The following is a 15,687-nucleotide window of genomic DNA, read 5'->3' on the forward strand; positions in this document are numbered from 1 at the left end:
GCGTTTCCGGGGTCCTGTAGAGGGCCGTCACGGGCGGTGGGCTTTGACGCCGTGCACGCGCGCGTACTCCCCGGCGAGCCAGGGCCCCAGGTCCTCCACGTACGAGCGGAGCGCGGCCGGTTCGCCGGTCGGTTCATATCCGCGGACGGCCGCGTTCCGCATGTCGGCGGCCCGCTCCGGGTAGTACGCGCCGAACGCCTCGGCCATCTCCCCGAGGTCGCTGGTCCAGCCGTTCCAGCGCGGCATGACGAGCGTGAAGCCGGTCCGTACGAGGTGCCGTGACATCGAGCGGACCAGCGGGCGCCTGGCCTCGTCGGTGTCCGCGGAGGCGGCGATCCGCTCGCGCCAGCGCGGCAGCATCAGGGCGAGGTCGCCGTTCGTCTCGCGGGCGAGCAGCGCGCCGGGGCGGTAGCGCGGCAGGTGTTCGGCCAGATCCTCGCCCAGGAGGGGAGTACAGAGGCAGGCGACGAACCAGCCGAGGTCGTAGGTCTCCAGGTCGCTCAGCAGCCGCGTACGGCTGAACAGCAGCGTTCCCACCCCGTCGATCTCGGCGAACTCCTTGTCGAGCGCCGCTTCGAGCGCGCGGGCGTCGGCGCGGTCCAAGTCGGTCGGCTCGTCACGCAGGGACAGCAGCAGGTCGAGGTCGGAGCGTCCCACGCGCGCGGTTCCGCGTGGGATCGAGCCGTAGAGGTACGCGCCGTTCAACCGGGCCCCGAAGAGGTCCAGGAAGCGGTCACGAGCGGCCGCGACGACCGGCCTGAAGGCGTACGGGACGCGCGCGGACGATCCCTCGCGCTCGATGTAGCCCTCGGCGTCCAGTCCCCTGCGGTGCCCCTGAGCGGCCATGCGCACACTGTGCCCCGAAGCTCCCTCGTGGCGCAGATCATTTACGGCAGATCATTTACGGCTGAGCGCGCCGGGGCGAGGAGAGCCGCGGTCGGCCGCGGCGACCGGTCCCGGCCCAGAGGGCGGTTCAGCGGACGGGTTCCGCTTCGGAGGGCCACGACCTCGGGGGCGAGCTCCGACGGGCCGCGCCCCAGGAGGGTTACGACGACGGGGTCCCGCCTCGGAAGGAGGCGGGACCCCGTCGACGTACGGCCAAAGATGTCAGCCGGCCAAAAGGTGTCAGCGCGAGCGCTTGGCGAGCCGCTCCACGTCCAGGAGGATCACCGCGCGGGCCTCCAGGCGGAGCCAGCCGCGGCCCGCGAAGTCGGCGAGCGCCTTGTTGACGGTCTCGCGGGAGGCGCCGACCAGTTGGGCCAACTCCTCCTGCGTGAGGTCGTGCACGACGTGGATGCCCTCTTCGGACTGCACGCCGAAGCGGCGCGACAGGTCGAGCAGGGCGCGCGCGACACGGCCGGGCACGTCGGAGAAGACCAGGTCGGACATCTGGTCGTTGGTCTTGCGCAGGCGCCGTGCGACGGCACGCAGCAGGGCGGCGGCCACCTCGGGCCGCGCGTTCAGCCACGGCTGGAGGTCGCCGTGGCCGAGGCCGAGCAGCTTGACCTCGGTAAGCGCGGTGGCGGTCGCCGTGCGCGGGCCCGGGTCGAACAGCGACAGCTCGCCGATCAGCTCACCGGGGCCGAGGACGGCCAGCATGTTCTCCCGCCCGTCGGGGGAGGTGCGGTGGAGCTTCACCTTGCCCTCGGTGACCACATAGAGGCGGTCGCCGGGGTCGCCCTCATGGAAGAGAGCGTCACCTCGCGCGAGGGTCACCTCACTCATGGAGGCGCGGAGCTCCGCGGCCTGCTCGTCATCGAGCGCCGCGAAGAGCGGGGCGCGCCGCAGAACGTCGTCCACGAGTTCTCTCCTTGTCGACCTGCTCAGGGGATCTTGCTCCCCCTTGGTACCAGGGGACCGTGTTCCCCATCTTGCCGGACGTTCCAAACAGTGTGATCAGTCACAAGTCTGCCGCACTGGCGTCCCAACCAGTGTGGCAGGGGGCCAATTGGGGGCCGATCTTCAGGGTCCGGGGCGGATGTCAGTGCCGGGCTTTAGGCTGGCCGGGTGTCCAAATCGCCGGTGAGAGCACAGGCCAAGGGGGCTGGGCGGGTGGTTGTACGTCGCGATTCCGCTGTGGGCGAACAGGCCCCCGACGGAACCAAAGAATCGACAAAAGCGACAAAACCGACGCCGGTGAAGGCGGTGCCGAAGGCGGCATCGAAGACCGCGTCGAAGGCGGTCGGCGGGGAGAGCGCGAAGAAGACCGCCCGTCAGACCGCCGAAAAGGCGACGCCCGCGAAAACGGCCGCCAAGCAGGTGACGCCGAAGAAGGCGGTCTCCAAGAAGGCGGTCTCCAAGAAGGCGCTCTCCACAGAGGGCGTCTCGAAGAAGGCCGTCTCGGTGAAGGCGGCTTCCAAGAAGGTGGCGCCCGCGAAAACGGCCGCCGAGAAGGTGGCACCCGTGCAGCCCGTCGTCCCCGAGCCGCCGCGGAACGAGTCGCACACCGCCCTCGTCCGCCGGGCCCGCCGAATCAACCGCGAGCTCGCCGAGGTGTACCCGTACGCCCACCCGGAGCTGGACTTCGAGAACCCCTTCCAGCTGGTCGTCGCCACGGTCCTGTCCGCCCAGACCACCGACCTGCGGGTGAACCAGACGACACCGGCGCTCTTCGCCAGGTACCCGACCCCCGAGGACCTCGCCGAGGCCAACCCGGAGGAGGTCGAGGAGATCCTGCGCCCGACCGGGTTCTTCCGGGCCAAGACCAAGTCCGTCATAGGGCTCTCCAAGGCCCTGCGGGACGACTTCGGGGGCGAGGTGCCCGGACGCCTCGAAGACCTCGTCAAACTGCCCGGAGTGGGCCGCAAGACCGCCTTCGTCGTGCTCGGCAACGCCTTCGGGCGGCCCGGGATCACCGTGGACACCCACTTCCAGCGGCTCGTGCGGCGCTGGCGGTGGACGGCGGAGACCGAGCCGGGCAAGATCGAGGCGGCTGTCGGCGGGCTCTTCCCGAAGAGCGAGTGGACCATGCTGTCGCACCACGTGATCTTCCACGGCCGCCGGATCTGCCACGCCCGCAAGCCCGCCTGCGGCGCCTGCCCCATCGCCCCGCTCTGCCCGGCGTACGGGGAGGGCGAGACCGATCCGGAGAAGGCGAAGAAGCTCCTGAAGTACGAGAAGGGCGGCTTCCCCGGCCAGCGGCTCAACCCGCCGCAGGCCTATCTGGACGCGGGCGGCATCCCCGCACCCCCACTGGGCGCCGGATGACGGAACGAACACGGCCCCGGCGGGCGTTGGGATCAGCAGAACGGGGGTGGCGATGAAGCGCGCAGGCAACACACAGGACGCGAGCAACACGCAGGGCGGGCCGGTGCTCAGCAAGGACGGTCTGCCCGACTGGCTGGGGCCGGTCGCGCACGCCGCGGAGACGGTGGAACCGCTCCAGCTGAGCCGCTTCCTGCCCCCGGCGAACGGCACGGGCCGTCAGTCCGCGGTGCTCATCCTCTTCGGCGAGGGCCGGCACGGCCCCGAGCTGCTCCTCATGGAGCGGGCCGGCACCCTCAGATCACACGCCGGGCAGCCGTCCTTCCCCGGTGGCGCGCTCGATCCCGAGGACGGCGACCCGAAGGCCGACGGGCCGCTGCGGGCCGCCCTGCGGGAGGCCGAGGAGGAGACCGGCCTCGATCCGAGCGGCGTCCAGCTCTTCGGCGTGCTGCCCAAGCTGTACATCCCGGTCAGCGGCTTCGTGGTCACCCCGGTCCTCGGGTGGTGGCGCCGCCCGACGCCCGTCGGCGTCGTCGACCCGGGCGAGACGGCCCGGGTCTTCACGGTCCCCGTGGTGGATCTCACGGATCCGGCCAACCGCGCGACCACCGTGCACCCCAGCGGTCACCGAGGTCCGGCATTCCTGGTCGAATCGGCCCTGGTCTGGGGTTTCACGGCCGGAGTGATCGACAAGATCCTGCATTTCGCGGGCTGGGAGCGCCCGTGGGACCGCGAGAAGCAGGTCCCGCTCGACTGGCGCGCGTGACAAGGTGACCTTCGTGAATGTGCTGGACATCCTGTTGCTGGTCGCCGCCGTGTGGTTCGCGATCGTGGGCTATCGCCAGGGCTTCGTCGTCGGCATCCTGTCGGTGATCGGTTTCCTGGGTGGTGGACTCGTCGCCGTCTATCTGCTCCCGGTCATCTGGAGCTGGACGACCGACGACAGCAAGGTGAGTACGACCGTCGCCGTCGTCGCCGTGGTCGTCGTGATCGTCTGCGCCTCCGTCGGCCAGGCCCTCACCACGCACCTCGGCAACAAGCTGCGCCGGTACATCACTTGGTCCCCGGCCAGAGCCCTGGACGCGACCGGCGGCGCCCTCGTGAACGTCGTGGCGATGCTGCTCGTCGCCTGGCTGATCGGCTCGGCCCTCGCCGGTACGACACTGCCCACGCTCGGCAAGGAGGTCCGCAACTCCAAGGTGCTGCTCGGTGTGTCCCGCGCGCTGCCCGCCCAGGCCAACACCTGGTTCGCCGACTTCTCCTCGGTCCTCGCGCAGAACGGCTTCCCGCAGGTCTTCAGCCCGTTCGCCAACGAGCCCATCACAGAGGTCAAGCCGCCCGACCCACAGCTCGCCGGCAGCCCCGTCGCCACCCGTTCGCAGAACTCCATCGTCAAGGTCATGGGCACGGCCCAGAGTTGCGGCAAGGTCCTCGAAGGAACCGGTTTCGTCTTCGGTGACCGCCGCGTGATGACCAACGCGCACGTGGTCGGCGGAGTCGACGAACCCACCGTCCAGATAGGCGGCGAGGGCAAGAAGTACGACGCCAAGGTCGTCCTGTACGACTGGGAGCGCGACATCGCCGTACTCGACGTACCGAACCTGAAGGCGCCCGCGCTGCGGTTCAGCGCCAAGGACGCGAGCAGTGGCGACAGCGCGATCGTCGCGGGCTTCCCGCAGAACGGCTCGTACGACGTGCAGCCCGCGCGCGTACGGGGCCGCATCACGGCCAACGGCCCGGACATCTACCACCGCAAGACGGTGCGCCGTGACGTCTACTCGCTGTATGCGACGGTCCGTCAGGGCAACTCCGGCGGACCGCTGTTGACCCCCGACGGCAAGGTCTACGGCGTGGTCTTCGCGAAGTCGCTCGACGACGCCGAAACCGGCTACGCGCTCACCGCGGACGAGGTCCGGCCGGACATCGCCAAGGGGCGTACGGCCAACCAGCAGGTGGACAGCGACAGCTGCGCGCTCTGACCGGCGGGCGGGGCCTCAGCCGCGTGGATGGCGCAGCCGCACGGAGACCCAGCGGGCCCGGCGGCGCAGAATGTGCGGAATCCCCACGCGGGGATCCGTGCCCGTCGGCTGCGGGGTGCCCCTCTGATGGGAGCTCAGACCCGAGGCCGAGCGGCGATTGCGTGCTGTGTCACTGTAGTCGTGCGTCCAGCCCATACCCCGACGTCTGCCCCTGCCCCAAGGTCGATAACCTCGCCCCAGCCCTTCAATTGGCCTATGCGCCAGGCAATTGGCTGTTCGTAGGACAGGTGTTCGCGGTCCGCATTCCGGGCACGGCACCGGGCGCGTCCGGGCGGTCACGCAAGGGTGACCGCCGGGGTCCCGGCCGGGTTCCGGATCGTCACCGGTCGGGTTCCGGATCCTTCAGCCAATTGATCAGTTCGGTGGAGAAGGCGACCGGATCCTCTTCGTGCGGGAAGTGGCCGAGCCCGTCGAACAGCCGCCAGCGGTACGGCGCTTCGACGTACTCCCCGGAGCCCGCCGCGCTCCGCGTCCGCATCACCGGGTCGAGTGAGCCGTGCAGATGCAGCGTCGGCACCCGCACCGGCCGCTTCATGCGCCGGTTGAACTGGATGCCGTCGGGGCGAGCCATGGACCGCACCATCCACCGGTACGGCTCGATGGAGCAGTGCGCAGTCGACGGGATGCGCATGGCCCGACGGTACGTCTCCAGGGTGTCCTCGTCCGGCTGCCGCGGGCCCGACCAGTCGCGTACCAGACGGCCCACCAGGGCGCCGTTGTCGGCGAGGAGTTGGCGCTCCGGGATCCAGGGCCGCTGGAATCCCCAGATGTACGAGCCGGCCGCCGTCTGCTTGACGTCGGAGAGCATGGCGGAACGCCAGCGCCGCGGATGCGGCATGGACGACACCGCGAGCCGGCGGACCAGCTTGGGCCGCATGGCGGCCGCCGTCCACGCCAGATAGCCGCCGATGTCGTGCCCGACGAGCGCGGCGTCGGGCTCGCCGAGGGACCGTACGACCCCGGTGATGTCGAGCGCGAGGTTGGCGGGGTCGTAGCCGCGCGGGGTGCGGTCGCTGCCCCCGACGCCCCGCAGGTCCATGGCCACGGCCCGGAACCCGGCGTCGGCGAGCGCGACGAGCTGGTGTCGCCAGGTCCACCAGAACTGCGGGAAGCCGTGCAGCAGCAGGACGAGCGGCCCGTCGCCGAGTTCGGCGATGTGGAAGCGCGCGCCGTTGGCGGCCACATCCCGGTGCGTCACTTTTTGTCCGCCGGGAAGGTCGATCCGTACGACCGAGGTGGGTTGCGCCGAAGGTGTGGCGGGGTCCGTCATGAGGATGAGCGTGCCACAGCCTTGACGACGTCCTCGACCGGTTCGGGCCGGGGGTGCGGCTTGGCGTTCGGCAGAACACCCGCCGTCTCCTTCACGGAGGCGGCCACCATCTGCGGGCCCTGGCTCTTCTTGACCTTCTTCGCGAAGATCACGCCGATCAGCGCGAGTACGGCCGCTACCAGCACGTTCGCCGCGAACGACAGCAGGAAGCAGATCGCGAGATTCCAGTCGCTCCAGGTCCGGATGCCGTACGCGAGAGCGAAACTGAGCATCGGCAGGGAGAAGATCAGCACAGCGCCGGCCGCCCCGAAAGCGCCGCCGCTGACCGCGCCGCGCTTGACGTCCTGCTTGAGCTGAGCCTTCGCCAGTGCGATTTCGTCGTGCACCAGTGCGGACATCTCGGTCGTCGCCGAGGCGACCAGCTCGCCGATACTGCGTTCGGCGCCGACCGGGCTGCCGTCGGGTGCGCTCATCGCTGTCTCCCTCTTCTGCATGCGTTTGTACGGTCCTGTCAGATCATGCCGGACCGTCGTTCCCGGCGCCTGCCCCACCCGCCACTTCGGCAAGCCTGCGGTGTTCCGCGGCCTTCCGTTCGTAGATGGCGGCCATGCGCAGGTGGTACTCCGGCTTGTCCTCCTCGTAGATGTCGGGGATGCCGTCGAGGTCCTCGTCGCGTTCCTCGGCCTGGCACAGCGCGCGGTACTTGACGTTGCGTATCTTCAGCAGCGCCGTGGCGAGCACGGCCGCGATGAACGAGCCGATCAGGACGGCGGCCTTGGTCTCGTCGGTGAGGCTCGTATTGCCTGCGAAGGCGAGTTCGCCGATGAGCAGCGAGACGGTGAATCCGATGCCGGCGAGGGTGGCCACGGCGGCGACGTCGGCCCATTCCAGTTCGTCACTGAGCGAGGCCCTGGTGAACCGGGCCGTCAGCCACGTACCGCCGAAGATGCCGAGCGCCTTGCCGACGACGAGTCCGAGCACCACGCCGAGTGTCTCGGGCCGGGTGAACACGTCGTGGACCGCTCCGCCGGAGATCGAGACGCCCGCACTGAACAGGGCGAACAGCGGCACCGCGAGTCCCGCCGACACCGGGCGCACCAGGTGCTCGATGTGCTCGCCGGGAGAGTGCTGCTCGCCTTCGAGCAGATGGCAGCGCAGCATCAGGCCCATCGCGACACCGGCGATGGTGGCGTGGATGCCGCTGTTGTACATCAGACCCCAGATGACCAGCGCGAGCGGGACGTACACGTACCAGCCGTGTACGTCCTTGCGCAGCAGCAGCCAGAAGACGCCGAGGCCCACGACCGCCCCGCCGAGCGCCGCGAGGTTGATGGAGTCGGTGAAGAAGACCGCGATGATCAGGATCGCGAACAGGTCGTCGACGACGGCGAGGGTGAGCAGGAAGGCGCGCAGGGCGGACGGCAACGACGTCCCGATGACGGCGAGGACGGCGAGCGCGAAGGCGATGTCGGTGGCGGTGGGGACGGCCCAGCCTTGGAGCGAGCCACCGCCCAGCACGTTGGTCAGGACGTAGACGGCCGCGGGAACGGCCATGCCGCAGACCGCGGCGACCACCGGCAGTACCGCGGCCTTCGGGTCCCGCAGGTCCCCGGCCACCAGCTCGCGCTTCAGTTCGATCCCGGCGACGAAGAAGAACACGGCGAGCAGGCCGTCGGCCGCCCAGTGCTCCACGGACAGGTCGAGCCCGAGCGCCGCCGGCCCGAAGTGGTAGTGCGAGACGGTCTCGTAGCTGTCCGGCAGGGTGTTCGCCCAGACCAGCGCCGCGACCGCCGCGATCAGCAGCAGCACTCCGCCCACGGTCTCGGTGCGCAGCGCGTCCGCCACGAAGTTCCGCTCGGGCAGGGACATCCGGCCGAAGAACTTGCGGGGGGTGGTGCTGGGGGGCGCGGACACGAGGAGGACCTCCGGTCGAGCAGGCAGGACTGAGCACTCGCCGACCAGACTTCCCGGCACACCATGAACGATCTTGTCGCGCTTTTGACGCTTTGCTTACTCTACCTAAGACGCGGCCGGCCCGGTCCGGGATCTTCACATTACGACCAAACCAGGCGCGGGGCGTGCTGGTTGGGCCGAGGGGGCGTCCCGGAGTCCCTGGAAGAACTGTGCGAGGGGGCTGCGTCAGGGGTGCGGGGTGCGGGACCGGGTCAGAGTGCCGGACCGACTGACGTCTGGCTGCGGGACCGACTGAGGGGTGCGGGAGCACGGGGTGCTCCCGCACCCCTCAGGGCCGGGCCGACGGGATGGGCCCGCCTCAGTCCTCGCTGGGCGCGGCCGGCAGCTTGGCCTGGATCAGGTCCATCACCGTGGAGTCGGTGAGCGTCGTGACGTCACCGAGTTCGCGGTTCTCGGCCACGTCGCGCAGCAGGCGGCGCATGATCTTCCCGGACCGGGTCTTGGGCAGCTCGGCCACCGGCAGGACCCGCTTCGGCTTGGCGATCGGGCCGAGGGTGGTGCCCACGTGGTTGCGCAGGTCCGCCACCAGTCCGGGATCCTCGGCGGAGGCCGTCCCGCGCAGGATGACGAAGGCCACGATCGCCTGCCCGGTGGTCTCGTCCGCCGCGCCCACGACCGCCGCCTCGGCGACCGCCGGGTGGGAGACGAGGGCGGATTCGACCTCGGTGGTGGAGATGTTGTGCCCGGACACGAGCATCACGTCGTCGACGCGGCCGAGCAGCCAGATGTCGCCGTCGTCGTCCTTCTTGGCCCCGTCGCCGGCGAAGTACTTCCCCTCGAAGCGCGACCAGTACGTGTCGAGGAACCGCTGGTCGTCGCCCCAGATGGTGCGCAGCATGGACGGCCACGGCTCGGTCAGCACGAGGTAGCCGCCACCGCCGTCGGGGACCTCGTTCGCCTCGTCGTCGACCACGGTCGCCGCGATGCCGGGCAGTGCCCGCTGTGCCGATCCCGGCTTCGTCTCGGTGACTCCGGGCAGCGGCGAGATCATCATGGCGCCGGTCTCGGTCTGCCACCAGGTGTCGACGATCGGCGTACGGTCCCCGCCGATGTGCTTGCGGTACCAGATCCACGCCTCGGGGTTGATCGGCTCGCCGACCGACCCGAGGATCCGCAGGGACGACAGGTCGAACTTCGCGGGGATGTCGTCGCCCCACTTCATGAAGGTGCGGATCGCCGTGGGCGCGGTGTACAGGATCGTCACCCCGTACTTCTGGACGATCTCCCAGAACCGGCCCTGGTGCGGCGTGTCCGGGGTCCCCTCGTACATGACCTGTGTCGCGCCGTTCGAGAGCGGTCCGTACGTGATGTACGAGTGCCCGGTGACCCAGCCGATGTCGGCCGTGCACCAGTAGACGTCGGTCTCCGGCTTGAGGTCGAAGACGGCGTTGTGGGTGTACGAGGCCTGGGTGAGGTAGCCGCCCGAGGTGTGCAGGATGCCCTTCGGCTTCCCGGTGGTACCGGACGTGTAGAGGATGAACAGCGGGTGCTCGGCGTCGAACGCCTCCGGCGTGTGCTCGGCCGACTGCCGTCCGACGATGTCGTGCCACCACACATCGCGGCCCTCGGTCCAGGCGACGTCCTCGCCGGTACGGCGCACCACCAGCACCTTGTCGACCCCGTCGACCCGGCTCACCGCCTCGTCGACGGCGGGCTTGAGCGCGGACGGTTTCCCGCGCCGGTAGCCGCCGTCGGAGGTGATGACCAGCTTGGCGTCGGCGTCCTGGATGCGGGTGGCGATCGCCTCCGCCGAGAACCCGCCGAAGACCACCGAGTGCGCGGCGCCGATACGGGCACAGGCCAGCATCGCGACGACGGCCTCGGGGATCATCGGCAGATAGACGGCGACCCGGTCGCCCTTGCCGATACCCAGCTCGGTGAGGGCGTTCGCGGCCCGCGACACCTCGTCCTTGAGCTCGGCGTAGGTGATGGCCCGGCTGTCGCCCGGCTCACCCTCGAAGTGGATGGCGACGCGGTCGCCGTTCCCGGCCTCCACGTGCCGGTCCACACAGTTGTACGCGACGTTCAGTTTTCCGTCGGCGAACCACTTCGCGAACGGCGGATTGGACCAGTCCAGTGTCTCGGTCGGCTCGGTGGCCCAGGTCAGCCGGCGGGCCTGCTCGGCCCAGAAGCCGAGCCTGTCAGCCTTGGCCTGCTCATACGCCTCCGCGGTGACATTGGCGTTCGCCGCCAGGTCGGCGGGCGGCGCGAACCTGCGCTCTTCCTTCAGCAGGTTGGCCAGGCTTTCGTTGCTCACGACATCTCCCTTTCCCAGGGTGTCCGTTGTGTCCCAGGCCACAGCTCATCAGACCGGGGGGCTCGGTGACAAGGCCCGACCCAAAATTGGTTTAGACCTATCTTGTGTCGCTGGTCCGGGCCCTGGGTCCGCGCGGCACGTCCTTGCCCCGCGCTACGGTCCCGGCGCCCCTCACGAGACCACACGAGCCCACACGAGTCTGCCCCCTGGGGCACGTACGTTCCGGCCCCAGGGTTCACATTCGACTACGCCCACGGGGACGGCTCAGGGGACAGGCCGAGGCCCCCCGCCACGGGCGGGAACCGCACCCCATCGAGACTCGGCTGGGAGCTGGGAGCTGGGAGCTGGGAGCTGGGAGCCGGGAGCTGGGAGCCGGGCGGCCCGGTGGTCCGGCGTCCTCGCACCCTGGCACTGGGGCACTGGGGCACGCGGTCACCTGGCATCCGGTCACGCGGTCACCTGGTGGCCCGGGAGTCTGACGCATCGGGAGTCCGAGAGCTCTGGACGTCGGCAGTCCGGCGTCCGTACCTCCGCGGCCGGGCAGCCCGCCGCACCCGCCGCCGCGTCGCCCGGTAGCCCGGCGCTTCGCGCCAGCCCGCCGCCCCGCACCCCGGAACCCCCGCGTCTCGTTCCCGGGTCCCTCCGCATTCGGTGCCGTGACACCCCCGCATCCCATTCCACGACCGGGCGTGTCGACGCCCCTCACCTCGCCACAGGGGCCGGAGCACCGACAGCGGAGGTCGTATGTGGTGGGGGGGCCCCCCCCACACAACCCCCCCCCCCCCCCCCCCCCCCCCCAACCCCCCACCCCCTCCCCCCCCCTCCCCCCCCCCCCCCCCAAAAGGGGATAGGGGAGGGGGGGGGGGGGGGTAGGGCCTTGTCCCCCCCCCCCCCCCCCCCCCCCCCCCCCCCACCGCTCGATCACGCCGGATGCCGCAGCTCCTCCGCCACGTCCACATGATCGAACGCGCGCACGTGATCGAACAGTTCGGCCCCGTCGGCGTCGGTCAGCAGATACGCCTGGGCCTCCCCGACGTGGAAGTACATCCCGTGCAGTTCGAGCGCGCCCTCCCGCAGGGCCCGCGCCACGGACTCGTGTGCCCGCAGGTGTTCCAACTGCTGCACCACGTTGGTCAGACAGAGCTGTTCCACCGTGTCGGCTGCCGCCCGTCCGGCGAGCCGTGCCCACGGTCTGCCGTCGGCGGCCATCCGGTCCAGGCTCGGCTGCCCGTGCCGCAGCCACCGCTTGAGCGGCGTGAGCGCTCCTCCGGGCTCCGACGCCAACAGGGCCTGCATGGCTCCGCACCCGGAGTGCCCGCACACCGTGATGGACCGCACCTTCAGCACGTCCACCGCGTATTCGATGGCCGCGGCCACTGAGTCGTCCCCGCTCTCCTTTCCGGGCAACGGCACGAGGTTGCCCACATTCCGTACGACGAAGAGGTCGCCCGGACCACTGGATGTGATCATCGAGGTGACGAGCCGGGAGTCGGCACAGGTCAGGAACAGCTGGGACGGCTGTTGCCCTTCCCGTGCGAGCCGGGCCAGTTCATCCCGCACCAGGGGTGCGGTGTTGCGCTGGAACGCGCTGATGCCGCGCGCCAGTTGGTTCCCGCTCGGTCTGGCCTCGCCGGTTCCTTCGTGCTGCCCGCTCGACAGGACGCCCGAGGACGAGGACCCCGGTTCGGCGGAGGCGTCGCACTGGTGGTTCCGCCAGGGTGTCCAGGGCCGGCAGCGGCAGTGTCGGGAGTTCGCGGGCTCGGCGATCCGCGTTCCGGTCCGTCCGGCGACATCGACCGTGCCGCCCTGGGCGACGTGCGCGCTCTGCCAGTCCTGCAGTGACTCGTACGCCGCGTGGTCCATGAACGAACCGTCCAACTCCACGACGGCGTCCGCCCCTCGGGGCACGAGATGCAGCGCGCGGCTGAGCCGAGGCACCGCCAGGAACGTCAACTGGCCTCGTACATGTACGTAATGGACTCCTCCCTTCTCTTCGTGGGTGATGCGGGTACGCCCGAGACGGTGCAGGGCGACACCGACGGCCACGGCGACCCCCAGTGCCACGCCCTCGAGAACTCCGAGGAACACGACGCCGAGTGTGGTGACGGCGTACACCAGCACCTCGCGGTGGCGAGTGACCGCGCGGATGTGGTGCAGGGACACCATCTGGATGCCGACGGCCATCACCAGGGCGGCGAGCGATGCGAGGGGGATCAGCTCCAGGATCGGGACCATCAACAGCGCGGCAATTACTACGAAAACGCCGTGCAGCATCGTGGAGTTCCGGCTGACGGCACCCGCTTGCACATTCGCGGAACTGCGCACGGCGACCCCGGCCACGGGCAGTCCGCCGAGCGCGCCGGAGACGACATTGGCGGCGCCCTGTCCGAGCAGTTCCCGGTCGAGGCGGGAACGGCCCACGCGTGCCTGGAGTTCCGGCCGGCGGCTCACCAGCTTGTCGACCGCGACGGCTCCGAGCAGCGACTGCACGCTGCACACCAGCGTCACGGTGAGGACGGCGGCGGCGATGCCGAGCACCGGACCTTCGGGCAGCCCGGCCAGCGCGTGGCTGCTCCAGGACGGCAGGCCGACCCTGGGCAGCGTCAGTCCGGCGAGCGAGGCGGTCACGGTGGCGCCGGCTACGGCGACCAGCGCGGCGGGGACCTTGCGCAGCACCCGCCCGGTCCGCCCGGGAATGCGCGGCCAGGCGAACAGCAGCGCCAGTGTCAGCACGCTCATCGACACCGCCGCGGGGTGCGTGCGCGCCACCTGGTCCGGCAGCGCGATGAGGTTGTCCAGCACGGAGCTCTGCGGAATGCCTCCCAGCACGATGTGCAGCTGGGCGACGGCGATGGTGACGCCGATTCCGGCGAGCATGCCGTGCACGATCGCGGGGCTGACGGCCAGGGCCGTACGGGCCACGCGCAGGCAGCCGAGGCCGAGTTGGACGATTCCCGCGAACACGGTGATGGCGCAGGTCGCCCGCCAGCCGTAGTGGTGGATGAGGTCGGCTGTGACGACCGTGAGCCCGGCCGCGGGTCCGCTCACCTGGAGCGGAGAGCCGCCCAGGCGTCCCGCGACGAGCCCGCCGGCGGCAGCGGCGACCAGGCCGGCCTGGAGCGGCGCGCCGGTGGCGAGGGCGATGCCGAGGGACAGGGGGAGGGCGATCAGGAAGACCGCGATCGAGGCCGACAGATCGGCGCCCGCGACACGGAAACGTCGGGGCGGGGTCGGCGGGGGGCTGTGGGGCTGGCGGACATGCGCGGGCCGAGTCGGGTCGGCGGCGCGGGTGGGGACGCAGGCAGACATGGGTTCCCGTCTCCTCCGGGGCAGCGCGGTCGCGGAACAGGTGATCCCCCGTCCGAAGCGGCGGAGGGCGGGTCGCGGCCGTGGGTCACGGCGTACAGCGGCGGGATTTTCAACGCTCGGTAAACAGATCGTAATGCAGAGTAAAGGGTTGATGTCGAAAATAGGGGCAAACGGGGCATCAATTCACCCTCTTGAGTGAAGTGGGCTTTTGATCGGCTTGTCGTATTTATTCCTTCTCTGTCCCGTGAAACCTTGGCGACGCTGTCGGCGCATAGCTGCACATAACCGCGATAGCGCCCTAATCGGCGTTGCCCGACCGAGGAAAAGGAGGGCGGAACATGGCCGCCACCCAGAGGATCGCCGCGGGTGTAGCACTAGCCGTGGCCTGCGCTCCGGCGCTCGCCGGCTGCGCGGGCGGTGCCACCGCTTCCCAGGAAGGCGCGCACGGCGCGGAGAAGGCGGCGGCGGGGGCTCCGGCACCGAAGGCCGCGGTCCGTCTGATCGGCGACGGTTCCACCTCGTACACCGGGGCTCAGCCGCATCTGCCGCGGCCCGAACGGTTGAAGCCGGGTCAGAAGCCCCCGCAGTTCGTGGTCTTCTCCTGGGACGGCGCCGGCGAGGACAGCCAGAAGCTCTTCTCCCACTTCCGGAAGCTCTCCAAGGTCAACAAGGCGACGATGACCTACTTCCTGAGTGGTGTGTACATGCTGCCGGAGGACAAGCGCGACCTGTACCGGCCTCCGCAGCATTCGCCCGGGAGCTCGGAGATCGGCTTCAACGACCAGCAGGGCATCGAGGACACCGTGAAGCAGCTGCGCGGCGCGTGGCTGGAGGGCAACGAGATCGGCACCCACTTCAACGGCCACTTCTGCGGTACGGAGGGCGGGGTCGGCCAGTGGTCGGTCGCGGACTGGAAGAGCGAGATCTCCCAGGCGAAGTCGTTCGTGAAGTCATGGAAGACCAACACGGGCCTGAAGGGCGCGGCGTCGCTGCCCTTCGACTACGACAAGGAACTCATCGGCGCCCGCACCCCTTGTCTGGAGGGCCGGCAGAACTTCATGAAGGCGGCCCGCCAGCTGGGCTTCCGCTACGACACCAGCGGCGTCGACGACCAGCTCTGGCCGAGGAAGAAGGAGGGGTTGTGGGACCTGTCGATGCAGCTCGTGCCCTTTCCCGGACACTCCTACGAGCAGCTCACCATGGACTACAACTTCATGGTCAACCAGTCGGGCACACGGACGCAGGGCGACCCCGGCAAGCAGGAGCTCTGGGGCGACCAGATGCGTGACGGCCTGCTCAAGGGCTTCGACCGCGCCTACGGCGGCAACCGCGCGCCGCTGATCATCGGCAACCACTTCGAGTCCTGGAACGGCGGCAACTACATGCGCGCCGTCGACGAGGTCGTCGAGCGCGTCTGCACCAAGGCCGAGGTGCGCTGTGTCTCCTTCCGGCAGCTCGCCGACTGGCTCGACGCCCAGGACCCGGCCACACTCGACAAGCTCCGTGGCCTTGAGGTCGGCGAGGTGCCGAAGCAGGGCTGGGCGTCCTTCCTCTCCGGCCGCCCGGCCCCGGCCCCGAAGGGAGTCCCCGGGGCGCCGGCGGTCAAGCCGTAGCGATACCCCGGGCCGCCCTGT

General features: G+C 70.1%; 12 protein-coding genes. 4 read left to right on the forward strand and 8 right to left on the reverse strand.

The window, feature by feature from the left end:
* Positions 1-27: 27 nt before the first annotated feature.
* Both ACZ6KY_RS26050 and ACZ6KY_RS26055 read right to left on the reverse strand, forming a co-directional pair.
* Positions 28-846 (reverse strand): nucleotidyltransferase, encoded by an 819-nt coding sequence (locus ACZ6KY_RS26050; protein ID WP_469312699.1) that lies wholly within the window; start codon positions 844-846, stop codon positions 28-30.
* Between the two features lie 279 nt (positions 847-1,125).
* Positions 1,126-1,800 carry a Crp/Fnr family transcriptional regulator gene (locus ACZ6KY_RS26055; protein ID WP_006382668.1) on the reverse strand — a complete coding sequence of 225 codons (675 nt, stop codon included), beginning with the start codon at positions 1,798-1,800 and terminating at the stop codon, positions 1,126-1,128.
* A 345-nt stretch (positions 1,801-2,145) separates the two neighbouring features.
* Here ACZ6KY_RS26055 and nth point away from each other — a divergent pair, with 345 nt between their 5' ends.
* Genes nth through ACZ6KY_RS26070 form a run of 3 tightly spaced genes read left to right on the forward strand, consistent with a single transcriptional unit; the run spans position 2,146 to position 5,183 of the window.
* A complete protein-coding gene (gene nth / locus ACZ6KY_RS26060; RefSeq protein WP_469312700.1) occupies positions 2,146-3,207 on the forward strand; it encodes an endonuclease III in 1,062 nt (353 codons plus the stop codon).
* 52 nt (positions 3,208-3,259) lie between these two features.
* Positions 3,260-3,970, forward strand: a complete 711-nt coding sequence (locus tag ACZ6KY_RS26065; RefSeq protein ID WP_469312701.1) for an NUDIX hydrolase — start codon at positions 3,260-3,262, stop codon at positions 3,968-3,970.
* A gap of 13 nt (positions 3,971-3,983) precedes the next feature.
* Positions 3,984-5,183 (forward strand): MarP family serine protease, encoded by a 1,200-nt coding sequence (locus tag ACZ6KY_RS26070; RefSeq protein WP_469312702.1) that lies wholly within the window; start codon positions 3,984-3,986, stop codon positions 5,181-5,183.
* A 15-nt stretch (positions 5,184-5,198) separates the two neighbouring features.
* On the opposite strand, the gene ACZ6KY_RS26075 is transcribed toward ACZ6KY_RS26070, so the two are convergent.
* The 6 genes from ACZ6KY_RS26075 to ACZ6KY_RS26100 all read right to left on the reverse strand — a co-directional run bounded on the left by ACZ6KY_RS26075 (position 5,199) and on the right by ACZ6KY_RS26100 (position 14,053).
* A complete protein-coding gene (locus ACZ6KY_RS26075; RefSeq protein WP_469312703.1) occupies positions 5,199-5,378 on the reverse strand; it encodes a hypothetical protein in 180 nt (59 codons plus the stop codon).
* Positions 5,379-5,562: 184 nt separating this feature from the next.
* Entirely contained in the window at positions 5,563-6,513 is a 951-nt protein-coding gene (locus tag ACZ6KY_RS26080; protein ID WP_469312704.1) for an alpha/beta fold hydrolase, read from the reverse strand.
* Positions 6,510-6,986 carry a phage holin family protein gene (locus ACZ6KY_RS26085; protein ID WP_469312705.1) on the reverse strand — a complete coding sequence of 159 codons (477 nt, stop codon included), beginning with the start codon at positions 6,984-6,986 and terminating at the stop codon, positions 6,510-6,512. The genes ACZ6KY_RS26080 and ACZ6KY_RS26085 overlap by 4 nt, the downstream gene beginning before the upstream one ends.
* Positions 6,987-7,029: 43 nt before the next feature.
* Positions 7,030-8,382, reverse strand: coding sequence for a Na+/H+ antiporter NhaA (nhaA, locus tag ACZ6KY_RS26090; RefSeq protein ID WP_469312745.1), 1,353 nt, complete (start codon positions 8,380-8,382; stop codon positions 7,030-7,032).
* Positions 8,383-8,785: 403 nt separating this feature from the next.
* Entirely contained in the window at positions 8,786-10,786 is a 2,001-nt protein-coding gene (gene acs / locus ACZ6KY_RS26095; RefSeq protein WP_469312706.1) for an acetate--CoA ligase, read from the reverse strand.
* A gap of 879 nt (positions 10,787-11,665) precedes the next feature.
* Positions 11,666-14,053: a SulP family inorganic anion transporter gene (locus ACZ6KY_RS26100; RefSeq protein WP_469312707.1), complete on the reverse strand. Its 2,388-nt coding sequence runs from the start codon at positions 14,051-14,053 to the stop codon at positions 11,666-11,668.
* A 338-nt stretch (positions 14,054-14,391) separates the two neighbouring features.
* On the opposite strand from ACZ6KY_RS26100, the gene ACZ6KY_RS26105 reads away from it, so the two are divergent.
* A complete protein-coding gene (locus tag ACZ6KY_RS26105) occupies positions 14,392-15,666 on the forward strand; it encodes a polysaccharide deacetylase family protein (protein ID WP_469312708.1) in 1,275 nt (424 codons plus the stop codon).
* Positions 15,667-15,687 lie beyond the last annotated feature (21 nt).

It is taken from the genome of Streptomyces sp. NPDC042002 (assembly GCF_055588305.1).

Excerpts from the sequence above, each read along its gene's own strand:
- ACZ6KY_RS26100 (WP_469312707.1), bottom strand. The coding sequence starts at position 14,053 with ATGTCTGCCTGCGTCCCCACCCGCGCCGCCGACCCGACTCGGCCCGCG.
- ACZ6KY_RS26105 (WP_469312708.1), top strand. The coding sequence starts at position 14,392 with ATGGCCGCCACCCAGAGGATCGCCGCGGGTGTAGCACTAGCCGTGGCC.
- ACZ6KY_RS26050 (WP_469312699.1), bottom strand. The coding sequence starts at position 846 with ATGGCCGCTCAGGGGCACCGCAGGGGACTGGACGCCGAGGGCTACATC.
- ACZ6KY_RS26085 (WP_469312705.1), bottom strand. The coding sequence starts at position 6,986 with ATGAGCGCACCCGACGGCAGCCCGGTCGGCGCCGAACGCAGTATCGGC.
- nhaA (WP_469312745.1), bottom strand. The coding sequence starts at position 8,382 with ATGTCCCTGCCCGAGCGGAACTTCGTGGCGGACGCGCTGCGCACCGAG.
- ACZ6KY_RS26065 (WP_469312701.1), top strand. The coding sequence starts at position 3,260 with ATGAAGCGCGCAGGCAACACACAGGACGCGAGCAACACGCAGGGCGGG.
- ACZ6KY_RS26075 (WP_469312703.1), bottom strand. The coding sequence starts at position 5,378 with ATGGGCTGGACGCACGACTACAGTGACACAGCACGCAATCGCCGCTCG.
- ACZ6KY_RS26080 (WP_469312704.1), bottom strand. The coding sequence starts at position 6,513 with ATGACGGACCCCGCCACACCTTCGGCGCAACCCACCTCGGTCGTACGG.